11 protein-coding genes are annotated in these 13,213 nt (G+C 65.2%); 7 read left to right on the forward strand and 4 right to left on the reverse strand.

Features of this window, described 5'->3' with window-relative positions; translation table 11 throughout:
• The first annotated feature begins 2 nt into the window (after positions 1-2).
• The gene (locus CXZ10_RS03080) at positions 3-824 is read left to right on the forward strand and encodes a hypothetical protein (RefSeq protein WP_101287469.1); all 822 of its coding nucleotides are present in this window, start codon (positions 3-5) and stop codon (positions 822-824) included.
• Here CXZ10_RS03080 and CXZ10_RS03085 read toward each other — a convergent pair.
• Positions 821-1,681, reverse strand: coding sequence for a 4-(cytidine 5'-diphospho)-2-C-methyl-D-erythritol kinase (locus CXZ10_RS03085; protein WP_101287470.1), 861 nt, complete (start codon positions 1,679-1,681; stop codon positions 821-823). The genes CXZ10_RS03080 and CXZ10_RS03085 overlap by 4 nt on opposite strands.
• 16 nt (positions 1,682-1,697) lie before the next feature.
• Entirely contained in the window at positions 1,698-3,485 is a 1,788-nt protein-coding gene (locus tag CXZ10_RS03090; RefSeq protein ID WP_101287471.1) for a tetratricopeptide repeat protein, read from the reverse strand.
• 89 nt (positions 3,486-3,574) lie between these two features.
• Between CXZ10_RS03090 and CXZ10_RS21315 the strand changes: the two genes are divergently transcribed.
• A complete protein-coding gene (locus CXZ10_RS21315; protein ID WP_143741463.1) occupies positions 3,575-4,399 on the forward strand; it encodes a DnaJ domain-containing protein in 825 nt (274 codons plus the stop codon).
• A 116-nt stretch (positions 4,400-4,515) separates the two neighbouring features.
• Here CXZ10_RS21315 and CXZ10_RS03100 read toward each other — a convergent pair whose 3' ends face one another.
• On the reverse strand, positions 4,516-6,114 hold the full coding sequence (locus CXZ10_RS03100; RefSeq protein WP_101287473.1) for a D-alanyl-D-alanine carboxypeptidase: 1,599 nt from the start codon (positions 6,112-6,114) through the stop codon (positions 4,516-4,518).
• Between the two features lie 591 nt (positions 6,115-6,705).
• Between CXZ10_RS03100 and clpS the strand changes: the two genes are divergently transcribed.
• Positions 6,706-7,071, forward strand: coding sequence for an ATP-dependent Clp protease adapter ClpS (clpS, locus tag CXZ10_RS03105; protein WP_101288337.1), 366 nt, complete (start codon positions 6,706-6,708; stop codon positions 7,069-7,071).
• Between the two features lie 9 nt (positions 7,072-7,080).
• Positions 7,081-9,483 (forward strand): ATP-dependent Clp protease ATP-binding subunit ClpA, encoded by a 2,403-nt coding sequence (clpA, locus tag CXZ10_RS03110; protein ID WP_101287474.1) that lies wholly within the window; start codon positions 7,081-7,083, stop codon positions 9,481-9,483.
• A gap of 65 nt (positions 9,484-9,548) precedes the next feature.
• On the opposite strand, the gene CXZ10_RS03115 is transcribed toward clpA, so the two are convergent.
• Positions 9,549-10,295 carry an alpha/beta fold hydrolase gene (locus CXZ10_RS03115; protein ID WP_101288338.1) on the reverse strand — a complete coding sequence of 249 codons (747 nt, stop codon included), beginning with the start codon at positions 10,293-10,295 and terminating at the stop codon, positions 9,549-9,551.
• A 130-nt stretch (positions 10,296-10,425) separates the two neighbouring features.
• On the opposite strand from CXZ10_RS03115, the gene CXZ10_RS03120 reads away from it, so the two are divergent.
• From CXZ10_RS03120 to CXZ10_RS03130, 3 genes are read left to right on the forward strand one after another with little or no spacing between them, the layout of a single operon-like run.
• A complete protein-coding gene (locus tag CXZ10_RS03120; protein ID WP_101287475.1) occupies positions 10,426-10,671 on the forward strand; it encodes a zinc-finger domain-containing protein in 246 nt (81 codons plus the stop codon).
• The gene (locus CXZ10_RS03125) at positions 10,650-11,891 is read left to right on the forward strand and encodes an FAD-dependent oxidoreductase (RefSeq protein ID WP_143741464.1); all 1,242 of its coding nucleotides are present in this window, start codon (positions 10,650-10,652) and stop codon (positions 11,889-11,891) included. Before CXZ10_RS03120 ends, CXZ10_RS03125 begins: the two co-directional genes overlap by 22 nt.
• Positions 11,892-11,911: 20 nt before the next feature.
• Positions 11,912-13,108: an MFS transporter gene (locus CXZ10_RS03130; RefSeq protein WP_101287477.1), complete on the forward strand. Its 1,197-nt coding sequence runs from the start codon at positions 11,912-11,914 to the stop codon at positions 13,106-13,108.
• Positions 13,109-13,213: the final 105 nt, after the last annotated feature.

Consider the following 13,213-nt stretch of genomic DNA (forward strand, 5'->3'; position numbering starts at 1 on the left):
GCATGCTTGCCGATGCCTTCCTGTTCGCCGCCACCCGCCTGACGTCGCCGAAGAGCCGTCCTGCCGCCATCCGGGACGCCATCGGGTTGAGAGCTCGGGCCGACCGCTGCCGCGCCGCCTGGGCCGAGCACGAGGCGCGTACGCGGGCGGCGATCGATCGGGCGATCGATGGCGTGGCGGTCCGCCGTACGGCCGTGGTGCTGGGCTCGGGCTTGCTGCGTGACGTGCCGATCGAGCGTCTCTCCAGCATGTTCAACAAGGTGGTGCTGGTGGACATCGTCCATCTGCCGACGGTGCGGTTACGGGTGTTCCTCCGCCGCTATCCCAACGTCACCTTCATGACCCGCGACATCTCCGGCTATGATCGGCTCGCCGAGCAGTCGCGCATCAAGCTCGCCACCGGGCAGGAGGATCTTGGCGTTCGCCTCGATCCCCTGGGTTTTCTCCGCAAGATCGATGAGCTCGATCTGGTCATCTCCGCCAATGTTCTGTCGCAGATCGCCGTCGGTGCCGTGAGCCGCCTGCACGCGAAAGACGGGCAGGCGCGGATCATGCCGGAGGATGCGGTGACGCAGCTCGTTGCCGGTCATCTCGACGGGTTGGCGCAACTGCCCTGCAAGACGGTGATCGTCACCGACGTGTCCTACGTTCGGCGCCAGCGCGACGGCACCATCGTGGAAAGTCGCGACCTGCTGCATGGCGTCACGCCGCCGTTTCCCTTCGACACATGGGATTGGCCTGTGGCGCCCTTCGGCGAAGAATCGGCCGAGCTTGAGCGCGTTCATCGGGTGATTGCTGCCGAGGACGTGGCCGTCGATCTCTAGAGGGTAGTGCTCGCGGGTGCCACCCACCAGTTGGGATGATCGGCCTCAAGGCGCGCTCCGGCCGCCTCAGCCGACGATCTGTCGGCGAACAGACCGAAACAGGTGGCGCCCGATCCGGACATGCGGGAAAGCCGGATTCCCGGCAAGCTCCCGAGCGCGGCAAGCACCTCGCCGATGACAGGCGCAATGGCTCTTGCCGGGGCTTCGAGATCGTTGCGCGTTTTCTCGGCGAGAAACGTCGAAAGATCGTCGATGGTCCCGAGGGCGGGGAGGGCGGGCAAGCCCGGGTTGTCCCGTCGTTCGAGTGCTCGGAAGACCGCCGGGGTCGAGACGCCGACGCGCGGGTTCACCAGAAGCAGCCCGAAGGCCAGTTGCCCGGCTGTCGGCTCGATCCGTTCGCCGACACCGGTGACGCGGGCGGGTTGCCCGGCGAGGCACATCGGTACGTCGGCCCCGAGCGACAGCGCCAGGGAGGCAAGGGCGTGGTCGTTGGCATCGATGCCCTGCAGCCGGCAGAGACCGCGCAATGTGGCCGCGGCATCGGCGGAGCCGCCGCCGATGCCGGAGGCGACCGGCAGGCGTTTGATCAGCCGAACGGATAGCGGCTCTGTCGGGCCGATCCGCTCGCGGAAACCTTGCACGGCGCGCAACACGAGATTGTCGGCATCGGCGGAAAGGCCGGCTGCCATCGGCCCGTCGATCGTGAAACGGTCCGTGTCGCTCGTCGCCAACGTCACGCTGTCGCCAACGTCGGCGAAGGCGACGAGCATGTCGAGGTCATGGTAGCCGTCCGCCCGTCGTCCGGTGACGTGCAGCGCAAGATTGATCTTGGCGCGAGCCTCTTCGACGATCGGCATGACCTTACCCGATGGATCAGGGCGTCGCCGGGGCAGGCTTGGGGTCCGCGACTTCGGCTGCTGCCTTGTTCGCGGTCTCGTCGGTGAGGCCGTGCTCGATCTTGGCTTCGATCTTGGCGAGATCTTCCGGTTCGGGCTTGCTGGCCTTGGCGTGGTTCCACTGGAAGCGCGCCTCGAGGCGGCGACCCACCTGCCAGTACGCATCCCCCAGATGATCGTTGATGGTCGGATCGGATGGCATCAGCGACACCGCCCGCTCGAGCTCCTCGACGGCTTCGTCATACTGGCCGAGCTTGTAGTGCGCCCAGCCGAGGCTGTCGACGATGTAGCCGTCGGTCGGGGCAAGGGCGACGGCCTTCTCGATCAGCGCCATGCCCTCCTTGAGGTTCATGCCCTTGTCGACCCAGGAATAGCCGAGATAGTTGAGCACCAGCGGCTGGTCGGGCCTCAGCTCCAGCGCCTTCTTGAAGTCCGCTTCGGCTTCCGGCCAGCGGTTGGTGCGCTCGTAGGTGATGCCGCGATTGTAGAAGACCTGCCAGTCCTCGGCCTGCGGCTTGTCGCCGATCGCCTTGACGGTGCGCGTGTAGACGTCGGCCGCCTCGGCGAACAGCTTGCGCGTCCGCAGGATGTTGCCAAGGGCGTTCAGCGCTTCCTTGTCCTTCGGATTCTTGCGAATGACGCGCTTCAGCGCGGCGCGTGCCTCGTCCACACGATCAAGCGCATTGTAATCGAAGGCGACCATGACATCGGCGTTGCGCCGGAGCGGCGACTGGGCCGCAACCTTGTCGAGAAGGGCGATCGCGTCGTCGGGACGGTTCAGACGCTCGAAGTTCTCGGCAAGCGTGATGCGGCTCATGTCGTCGCTCGGGTCGAGAGCCAGCGCGAGCTGCAGGAAGATGACGCCGAAATCATTGGTATCCTCGCGCACCACGGCCGAGCCGAGGCCGGAGAGGATTTCGGCAGCCCCCTCGTTGACCGTCCGGGCGCGAGCTGCCGGGCGGCGCCTGGCCTCGACAAGAGCGGCCACCTCCTTGAGCAGCGGATGCCCCGGAGCCGAGGCCAGCGCCTTGTCGATGGTGGCCTTGGCGGCGTCAAAGTCGCCGTTACGGGCAAAGGTGCGCGTCGCCGCATCGATCACCGAGACCGGACCGTCGTCGATGGCAAGCGCCGCCTTGAACTCCTCGGCCGCCAGCTCACCGCGGCCGGCGACCGAAGCGATGAGGCCGGCATGGTAATGACGGAAGAACAGATACCACTTCTCGCCGTCGAGCTTGGCGAGGCGGGCAAGCGCCTCGTCGGTCTTGCCGGCGCCCTGTTCCGCCCACGCCGAGAGGACTTCGACGGCCAGCGTCAGGAGTGGTCCGGAACGCGCCTGCTGGAACGAGGCGATGGCTTCCTCCCAACGGGCCGATTGAAAATCGTCAAGGCCGATGGTCAGCGCGGCGATCGGGCTCTTGGCATCGAGATCGCGCAGCCGTTCGGCAAACGTGCGGACCTCCGTCAGCTCGCCGGCGGCGATATAGAGAGACAGTGTGCGCTCAAGCAGGAACTTGTCATCGGGTGCATCGAGCAGCGCCGAGGCGAAATAGTCGGCCGAAGCGCGATAGTCGGAAATGCTGCCGGCGAACCGGCCGGCCAGATAATTGCCCTCGAGCGACGAGGCGACCGGCAGCCCTTCGTCCGGCTGGGCCGTTGCGGCCCCGCGCGCGCCGGCCGGAAGGGGAGCGAGCAGGGTCAGGGCCAGCGCCGTTCCGAGAAGCGGTCCCATGGCGAAGCGTCGGAGGGTCGGCTGGCGTAGCATCATGAGCGAAGCATCCCGTCGTCGGTTGTGGCAGCGCGCAAACAATTGTGGCGTTCGAGGTGCCTCGCCCGCCGACTCCATTGAAAGGCAAAATGGCGGCAAAGGCATGGCGCTTCAAGCGCGGCGTGGTCGTCTTGGTCAAGAAAGTCGGGCGGACCATTCCCATTGCATTCCAGCCGGCAAAGTCCGAAATGGAGCATCGAACACCCGAAAGCCGGACCCACCTTTCCATGAACGTGGCCTTCACGCTGTTTCTGCTGCTCGCCTTGGGCGCTTGGCTCATCCGATGGCGAGGGGCTCGCATTCGGAGCGACATCGACGCGATCGCCCGGAATTACGGCTTGCTCTCGGGGTTAGGCGTCGTTGCCGCTCTGGCAGTCACGGGGCGGGTGGCGTTTGCCGCGGTTGGCTTGGTCTTGCTGATCGGCTTGCATCGGGCGGGATTGTTGCAGCCCCGGCGGGGAACGCGACGGACACAACCCTTTTATCGCTCCCCCATGATCGAAGTGGTGATCGACGGCGAGGCCATCGGTGGCCGGGTTGTGGCGGGCAGTCTTCGAGGGCGAGACCTCAACCGGCTGGACGAGCAGGAGTTGTCCAACCTCTATGCGCAGACGGCCGGCGACCGCCGAAGCCGCGCAACGCTAGAGATTTACCTCGACCGCCGAATGCCCGGATGGCGTGAGAACATGCAAGGTGAGGCCGCATCGCGGAGCCGTCGAGCGACGAATGCGAGCGCCATGAGCGAGGAGGAGGCGTACGAGATCCTTGGGCTTCAAAAGGGCGCCGGAGAGGCCGATATCCGGGCCGCCCACCGCAGGCTGATGAAGCGGGTGCATCCCGACCAGGGCGGCTCCACTTTCCTGGCGGTACGTATCAACCAGGCCAAGGACCGGCTTCTGTCCAAACATGTCTAGCTCCCGTTACGCAAAACTGTGGGTGCCGTTGACTGACTGTGTGTGCCGCGCCGTCTGAAAGGCGGAGACGTGCCTTGCGGATATGGCGCGGGTCGCTCCGACCGCCGGAGGGGCGGTCAGAGCCTGATTGTGAAACAGGCGAAGTCGCTTTTCTTCAGGGCCGCGCAGGCTCGGTTGGCGGCCTTTTCGTTGGCGAAGCCGCCGAAACGCGCCCGCACCACGGTCGAGCCCCCCTTGCTGACCGGTTCGGCGAAGGGGCTGGCATCGGCAAGCTGCGGGGTGGTCGATTTCGCCTTGTCGAGAAGATCCATGGCGGCGGCCTTCGAGCCGACGGCGCCAATCTGTATGTACCAGCCGCTCGGACGCGCTGCGGCCGGCGCCTCGTGCGGTGTCGCATCGCTCAGAACGTTGGCCGGCGCGGCGGAGGCAATCTCGACGGTCTTGGCGGCGCGGCGCGGGTGGGCATCGACGCGGGCGACGAGGTCGGCCAACGGGTCGGCCTGGGGCGCCGGGCCAACGTCGGCAAAGGCTTCGGCGGCCGATGACGGCAGGCGGGCGTTGGCAAGGCTTGCCGGCAACGTCGCCGTCGCAAGGCTGACCGGTTCGGGCGAGGGGGCGAACTGCGGCGTCGCCACCGGCGCTGCGGCAACCTCTTCAACGACGGCCGGCGCGACCGGCGGCATCGGAGCAACCGACGCGGTGACGACAGCCGGATCGGGGTCGACGATATCCGTGCCGGTCATCATCGCCGGGCGGGGCAGCGGCGCCGGATGCGGGGGCAGTGCAGACGCGGCAGCGACGCGGATAGCCGGTTCGGTCGGCGCCGCCACGCTGGCGGCGGCAACCTTCGGCGCGTTCATCACACTGGCGACGAGCTCGTCGTCATAGCCGCGGGACCGCGAGGCCTTGGGCAGATAGGTGTTGATCAACTGCACCATATGGGCATCGCGCTGCGCGGCCGTCCTGCCGCCCATGACGACGGCGACGATCTTGCGGCCGTCGCGTTTGACCGAGGTGACGAGATTGAAGCCGGACGCGTTGACATAGCCCGTCTTGATCCCATCGACGCCGTTGACGCGGCCGAGCAGCCTGTTGTGGTTGCCGATGGTGCGTCCGCGGAACGTATAGGAGCGGATCGAGAACAGAGGGTAATACTGCGGGAAACGAACCTGCAGTGCCACGCCGAGCTTCATCATGTCGCGCGCCGACGTGTACTGGCCGGGGTCGGGCAGGCCGTTGGCGTTGCGGAAACGGGTGTTGTTCATGCCGAGGGCGCGGGCGGTGCGCGTCATGCGATCGGCGAAGGCCGGCACGGAGCCCGCGACATTCTCGGCGATGACGGCGGCGGCATCATTTGCCGAGCGGGTGATGAGGCCCTTGATGGCGTCTTCGACGGTAATGGTCTCGCCGGCGCGAAGGCCGAGCTTGGTCGGCGACTGCCTCTGGGCAAGCGCCGAGACGCGCAGAGGCGTCGACAGCTTGAAACGACCCCGGTTCAGTTCCTCAAAAAGGACATAGAGGGTCATCATCTTGGTCAGCGAAGCCGGGTAGCGCCGGGCGTCCGGGTTGGCCTGATAGAGCACCTTGCCAGTGGCCGTATCCACGACGATCGCCGCGTATTTGGAGGGAACGACCTGGCTGGGCGCCCCTTTGGCCGCAAGGGCGACGGTGGATGCGCTCGCCGCGATGACTGCGGCGGCCGCAGGGGCCGCCATTCGATGCAGAACCTTTGAGACCAGACTACGCAAACTCAACAATGGACCGCCCTCACAACGCCAATTCACAGGCTTCGTTCCACGCGCTTCGGCGGGTTTGAAAGCCCATTACGGACCTGTTCTCCACTCCCCTGAGCCCAACGGGCAACGGTCGCAAAATTAGCGGCAACGCGGTTACGGAACCGTAAAGTTTGAATCGACTTTTCCGGATTTGCACCGTCCCGAAATAGGACTCGGCATTTTTAGGGAGATTGGCGGTAGGCGCGCGGGGCATGCAAAAAGCAGGGGGCTGCCAACATTTCACTATATTGCATCGCGCCTTGACCTAAGCGAAACTCCTTACCAGATACAGACGGGCAGCCCATCGTCTTCTCACAAGTGCGTGGAGTTCCCGCCTGGAATCCAGATTGGAATTGCGCCCCCGTTGTCCCTGATTCAATATGGCTGCACAGCCCGCAAGATCGGGGCAAGCAATCGGAGGAAAAGTTGGTTGAGGCGGTTCTGGCTGGCGCGAGGGGAATGACACTGGCGGATCTATCTTTCGGTCTGCCTGAAAGTCATCCTGTGGCCAACCAATGGGCCGACAGGGGGATGGAAGACAAGACGCGCCGTTCGGTCCTATCGGCCGACGACGATGACGGGGAGAGTGGGAACGGGTCGGACTCGGGAACCGGGATAGCCTCCAAGGTCCTGACCAAGACCAAACGACCGAGCATGTATCGCGTTCTGATCCTGAACGACGATTACACGCCAATGGAATTCGTGGTGCACATCCTGGAGCGTTTCTTCAACAAGGGGCGTGAAGAGGCAACTCAGATCATGTTGCACGTCCACCATCATGGGGTGGGGGAGTGCGGTGTCTATACCTATGAAGTCGCCGAGACCAAGGTGACGCAGGTGATGGATTTCGCGCGTCGCCATCAGCATCCGCTTCAGTGCGTCATGGAAAAAAAGTGAGGGTCCATCGTGCCATCCTTCTCGCGCAGTCTTGAAAAAGCCCTTCACCAGGCCCTCGCTTTCGCCAATGAACGCCGCCAGGAATACGCGACGCTCGAACATCTTCTTCTGTCATTGGTGGAAGATCCCGACGCGGCCGCCGTCATGCGGGCCTGTTCGGTCGACCTCGACGTCCTGAAGCGCAACCTCGTCGAATATATCGACACCGAGCTCGACAATCTCGTCACCGAACTCGGCGAGGAGGCGAAGCCCACTGCCGGTTTCCAGCGCGTCATCCAGCGGGCGGTGATCCACGTGCAGTCGTCCGGTCGCGACGAGGTGACCGGCGCCAACGTGCTCGTGGCGATCTTCGCCGAGCGCGAGAGCCACGCCGCCTACTTCCTGCAAGAGCAGGACATGACACGCTATGACGCGGTCAACTACATCAGCCACGGCATCGCCAAGCGCGCCGGCATGAGCGAGAGCCGCGCGGCGCGCGGCGTCGATGACGAGACGCCGTCTCAGGAGGCGCCGCCGACCGGCGGGCCAACCGCCGAGAAGAAGAAGGCGGATGCGCTCGATGCCTATTGCGTCAACCTCAACGAGAAGGCGCTGAAGGGCAAGATCGATCCGCTGATCGGCCGGGCCGACGAGATCGCCCGCACCATCCAGGTGCTGTGCCGCCGGTCCAAGAACAACCCGCTCTATGTCGGCGATCCCGGTGTCGGCAAGACGGCGATCGCCGAGGGCCTCGCCCGTCGCATCGTCGATGGCGACGTGCCGGGCGTTCTGAAGGACTCGACCATCTTCGCGCTCGACATGGGGGCGCTTCTGGCCGGTACCCGCTATCGCGGCGACTTTGAAGAGCGGCTGAAGCAGGTGGTCAAGGAGATCGAGAACTATCCCGGCGCCATCATGTTCATCGACGAGATCCACACGGTGATCGGTGCCGGCGCCACCTCGGGCGGCGCGATGGATGCGTCCAATCTCCTGAAGCCGGCGCTGTCCAGCGGCTCGGTCCGTTGCATCGGCTCGACCACCTACAAGGAGTACCGTCAGTTCTTCGAGAAGGACCGGGCCTTGGTCCGTCGCTTCCAGAAGATCGACGTCAACGAGCCGACCGTCACCGACGCCATCGAGATCCTGAAGGGGCTGAAGCCCTATTTCGAGGACTTCCACAAGGTTCGCTACACCCAGGACGCCATCAAGTCGGCGGTGGAGCTCAGCGCGCGCTACATCAACGACCGCAAGCTGCCGGACAAGGCGATCGACGTGATCGACGAGACCGGCGCCAGCCAGATGCTGCTGCCCGAGGGCAAGCGCAAGAAGGTGATCGGCGTCAAGGAGATCGAGGCGACGATTGCCACCATGGCCCGCATCCCGCCGAAATCGGTGTCGAAGGACGATGCCGAGGTGCTGGAAAGCCTGGAGACCAACCTCAAGCGGGTGGTCTACGGTCAGGACAAGGCGATTGCTGCCCTGTCTTCGGCGATCAAGCTGGCCCGCGCCGGCCTCCGCGAACCGGAAAAGCCGATCGGCAACTACCTGTTCTCCGGTCCGACCGGCGTCGGCAAGACCGAGGTGGCCCGTCAGCTCGCCTCGATCCTGGGCGTGCCGATCCTGCGCTTCGACATGTCGGAGTATATGGAGCGTCATACCGTCAGCCGGCTGATCGGCGCGCCTCCGGGTTATGTCGGTTTCGACCAGGGTGGCCTTCTGACCGATGGCGTCGACCAGCATCCGCACTGCGTGCTGCTGCTCGATGAGATCGAGAAGGCGCATCAGGACCTGTTCAACATCCTGTTGCAGGTGATGGATCACGGCAAGCTGACCGACCACAACGGCAAACAGGTCGATTTCCGCAACGTCATCCTGATCATGACGACCAATGCCGGCGCCGCCGATCTCTCCCGTGAGCCGATCGGGTTCAACCGCAGTCGGCGCGAGGGTGACGATAGCGAGGCGATCAACCGCATGTTCACGCCGGAGTTCCGCAACCGTCTGGACGCGGTCATCCCCTTCGGCGCGCTGCCGCCGGACGTGGTGCGGTCGGTGGTGCAGAAGTTTGTCATGCAGCTCGAGGCGCAGCTCGCCGACCGCAACGTCACCTTCGAGCTGGACGACGCGGCGATCGAGTGGCTGGCCACCAAGGGCTACGACGAGCACATGGGCGCCCGTCCGCTCGGTCGGGTCATTCAGGAGCACATCAAGCGTCCGCTCGCTGATGCGGTGCTGTTCGGCGTGCTCAAGAAGGGCGGCACCGTCAAGGTGTCGGTCGAGACCAACGAGGCCGGCGAGATCGGCCTCAAGCTCGACTGCCTGCCCGACCCGGCGCTGAAGCGCAAGGTGGAAGAGGTTGACGCCAAGGTGGCCGACGCTCCGGTGCCGCCGAAGCCGCGCAAGCGCCCGAAGCAGAGTGCCAAGGCGGAGTAATCGGCGGGACGAAGATTATCTTGGTTCAGGCGGCGCGATCGAACAGGTCGCGCCGCCTTTTCCGTTTATCGGGCGAAGAAGGCCGCGACGCCTTCCTTGAACACCCGGTCGCCGGTGGCCCGCATGTGATCCCGGTTGGGAATGTCGAGCACCTCCGCGCCTGGAATCATCGCAGCGAGTTCGGACGGCGGCCCCGCGACGGCGTCCTTTGAACCGACGGCAACCAGCGTCGGCACCCCGATGCGGGCCGTTTCCGAGGCATCGACCGGGCGACCGTAGCCGCGGATGCAGGCGGCGAGCGCCTGCCGGTCGGAACGGGTCTGGTCGGCGAACAGGCGGTAGCCACGGCCGATCGGATCGGTGACATCGTCGAGGGTGGGGGCGAGGAGGGCGGCGGCAATGTGCTCTCGGTCGAGGCCGGCTCTGGCCATGGTGCCGCCAATGCCGCCCAGTACCAACTGATCCAGACGATCGGACTGGCGGCTGGCGAAATCGATGAGGATACGCGCGCCCATGGAATAGCCGATGGCGCGAACGCGCGACAGATCGAGGTGATCGATGAGTGCCGTGACGTCGTCCGCCATTCGCTCGAGGCGATAGTCGTCGACGTGGTGCAGCTTGACGGAGCCGCCATGCCCGCGGTTGTCGAGGGCGATCGTCCGGTAGCCGGCCTGGACAAGCCAGTCGATCCAGCCGGTGTCGAGCCAGTTGACGCGGGCATTGGACGCAAAGCCGTGAACAAGGACGACCGGCTGGCCGCTCCCCTCGTCGAGATAGGCGAAGTCGCCATCGGCGGTCGAAAAGCTCGGCATGAAACGAACCTCCATCGCGCCGTTGGCGCCGGTCGGCAAGTGCCATCCCTTTTGCCGCAAAGGGACTGTTCTTGCTGCCGTCTTGCCGGTATGCTTCCTGGCGTCAGGGATTTCAACAAGGGTATCGTGCATGGCCGACGCTATCGTTCCTCATTTCGCCAACGACGCCGGGGTGACGACCATCCGGATTGGCGCGAAGGAATTCATGTGCATCGGCGCCAAGCCGCCCTTCGACCATCCGCACATCTTCCTGGAAATGGGAGATGACGCCGAAGTCGTCTGTTCCTATTGCTCGACCGTCTATCGCTACGATCCGTCGCTCAAGGCGACCGAATCGGAACCCAAGGACGCCGCGTGGCAGCCGAAAGCGGCCTGACCCACGCCAAGGATGGAGCTATGCCGGATCACTTACCGGTGGTGGTGGTCGGGGCCGGAATAGCCGGCCTCACGTTGTCGCTATGCCTTGCGCGTGCCGGCGTGCGGGTCACGGTAATCGATAAGGCGCCCGAGCTGCGGGAGGTTGGAGCCGGCCTCCAGCTGTCGCCCAATGCCTCTTCGATTCTCTTTCATCTCGGGCTCGGCACGGCACTCGACGCCACCGGCCTTCGTCCGGAGGCGGTGACCATCCGCGACGGGGCGAGCGGCCGCCTCATCCTGCGCATGCCGCTTGGCGAGGCGATGGTCGAGCGCTATGGCGCGCCGTATATCGTCATCCATCGCGCCGATCTCCAGGGAACGCTGCTCGCCGCGGTCGAGCAGGAGCCGCGCGTCACGCTGCATCTCGGCGTCAACGTCACGTCCGTTGACGAGACCGCAGCCGGCGTCGCGGTCGAGGGCGTCGAAGCCGATCAACCGGTTCGATTTGAGGGCAGCGTGCTGGTCGGCGCCGATGGCGTCCGGTCCATGGTGCGCGAGAACGTCGTCGGCGGCGGCCCCGCGCGCTATACCGGGCGCACCGCATGGCGGGCCACGTTCGAGGCTGAGGGCTTCTTTGCCCAGTCCTTCCGACACAACGAAACCGGCCTCTGGCTCGGTCGCCATGCTCATCTCGTCCACTATGCCATAGACGCCGGCCGGGAGATCAACCTGGTCGCCGCCATCGACGACGTTTGGAACGAGGACGGCTGGGACGCGCCGGGCGACCCGGCGCAGATCCAGGCAGCTTTCCAGGATTGGCCGGAGCCGGTGCGCAAGCTCATCGCCATGCCCGACATCTGGCGAAAGTGGGCGCTTTGCGAGGCGCCGCGCGACACGCCGTGGACCAAGGGACGGACGGTGCTGATCGGCGACGCCGTGCATGGCATGCCGCCCTTCGTGGCCCAGGGGGCGGCGATGGCCATCGAGGACGCCCGCGTCCTGGCCGGCGTGTTGGCGTCCGACTCGGGAGAAGACATTGAGGACCGCCTCCGCGCCTTTTCCGAGGGGCGCAAGGCGCGCACAGACAAGGTGGCCGCCGCCGCAAGGCGCAACGGCGTCATCTATCATCTCGGCGGAGTACCGGCGAAAGCGCGCAATCTTGGCATGCGCCTCATCGGCGCCGAGCGGCTGGCCGACAACATGGATTGGATTTATGGCTGGCGTCCGGTAGAAGGCTAGTCCCTTTCCGGATTTTCACCATGGTTTCACCCGATCACGAAGGTTTCGACCGGCGCCGTCTTGCCGGTCTCGCGGCCGCGATCGGCGCCATCTCGGCCGTCGGCACATCGCTTTCCCTAGGCATGCCGCTTCTCGCCGTCATCCTGGAACAGCGTGGCCATTCGAGTTCGGTCATCGGCCTGGTAACAACGGCGGCCGGCGTCGCGGCACTTCTTAGCACCCCCTTCGTCCCGATGTTGACGCGCCGGTTCGGCGCCGCCTGGGTGCTGCTGGTCGCGGTGGTGCTCGGCACGCTCACCTTTCCGCTGTTCTATGTCTTCGATTCGATCATCGTCTGGTTCGTGCTGCGCTTTGTCTTCTCGCTCTGTCTCAACACGGCCTTCATCGTCTCCGAGTTCTGGATCAACGCGCTGGCGCCCGCCGCCCGGCGTGGCTTCGTGATGGGGGTCTATGCCACCATCCTGTCCATAGGTTTCGCGGTAGGGCCGGCCATCCTGAGCCTGATCGGATCGGAAGGCTGGTTGCCCTTTGCCGTTGGCACCGGGCTGATGGCCGTCTCCGTCCTGCCGATCATCGCCGGCTTCCGGGCCGACCCGCCGATGCACGAAGGGCAGGGTGGAAACTTCCTGCATTTTCTCACCGTCGTGCCGCTTGGCACCTTTGCCGCCTTCACCGTAGGCGCCGTCGAGTCGTCGATAATGAGCTTCTCGCCCGTCTACGGCTTGCGTCTTGGCTATAGTGAGCAGATGGCGGCGCTCCTTGTAATGGCGGTAGCGATTGGCAACATCGTCGCGCAGTTGCCTCTCGGCATGTTGTCGGATCGCATGGATCGACGGCACCTGCTGCTCTACGTCGCTCTGGGCGGCATCGTGTCGGCCGGGTTGGTGGCGGCGGTGTCGTCGAACGGTCTCCTGCTGATGATCGTGATCGGGCTTTGGGGTGGGTTGGTGGCCGGCCTTTACGCGGTGGGCCTGACCCATCTCGGCGCCCGTCTGTCCGGCAGCGATCTCGCCTCGGCCAATGCCGCGTTCGTCTTCATGTACTCGGTCGGCATGCTGGTGGGGCCGGCGGCGACCGGCGCCGGCATGGATGCGCTGGGGCCACAGGGCCTGGTGATCGTGACGGCGGTGATTCTTGCCGGCTACGCCGGTTTCGCCCTTTTTCGCATCCGCCGGGTGCCTGAACCGAAAGCCGGAGTATCGACAAGCTCGTCTTGACTTTCGGGCGCTTTCGACTAGGGTGCCCGCCGAACGAACGACGCTACCCGCGTGGGGCGTCCAGCCGCTTTGGCTGTCACCGTCAACAAACACAAGGAATCGGAT

This window comes from Pleomorphomonas diazotrophica (assembly GCF_002844595.1).
GTDB lineage: Bacteria > Pseudomonadota > Alphaproteobacteria > Rhizobiales > Pleomorphomonadaceae > Pleomorphomonas > Pleomorphomonas diazotrophica.

Coding starts and splice junctions, on each gene's coding strand:
- CXZ10_RS03130 (WP_101287477.1), top strand. CDS start 11,912: ATGGTTTCACCCGATCACGAAGGTTTCGACCGGCGCCGTCTTGCCGGT.
- clpS (WP_101288337.1), top strand. CDS start 6,706: ATGGAAGACAAGACGCGCCGTTCGGTCCTATCGGCCGACGACGATGAC.
- CXZ10_RS03120 (WP_101287475.1), top strand. CDS start 10,426: ATGGCCGACGCTATCGTTCCTCATTTCGCCAACGACGCCGGGGTGACG.
- CXZ10_RS03100 (WP_101287473.1), bottom strand. CDS start 6,114: ATGGCGGCCCCTGCGGCCGCCGCAGTCATCGCGGCGAGCGCATCCACC.
- CXZ10_RS21315 (WP_143741463.1), top strand. CDS start 3,575: ATGGCGGCAAAGGCATGGCGCTTCAAGCGCGGCGTGGTCGTCTTGGTC.
- CXZ10_RS03090 (WP_101287471.1), bottom strand. CDS start 3,485: ATGATGCTACGCCAGCCGACCCTCCGACGCTTCGCCATGGGACCGCTT.
- CXZ10_RS03085 (WP_101287470.1), bottom strand. CDS start 1,681: ATGCCGATCGTCGAAGAGGCTCGCGCCAAGATCAATCTTGCGCTGCAC.
- CXZ10_RS03115 (WP_101288338.1), bottom strand. CDS start 10,295: ATGCCGAGCTTTTCGACCGCCGATGGCGACTTCGCCTATCTCGACGAG.
- CXZ10_RS03080 (WP_101287469.1), top strand. CDS start 3: ATGCTTGCCGATGCCTTCCTGTTCGCCGCCACCCGCCTGACGTCGCCG.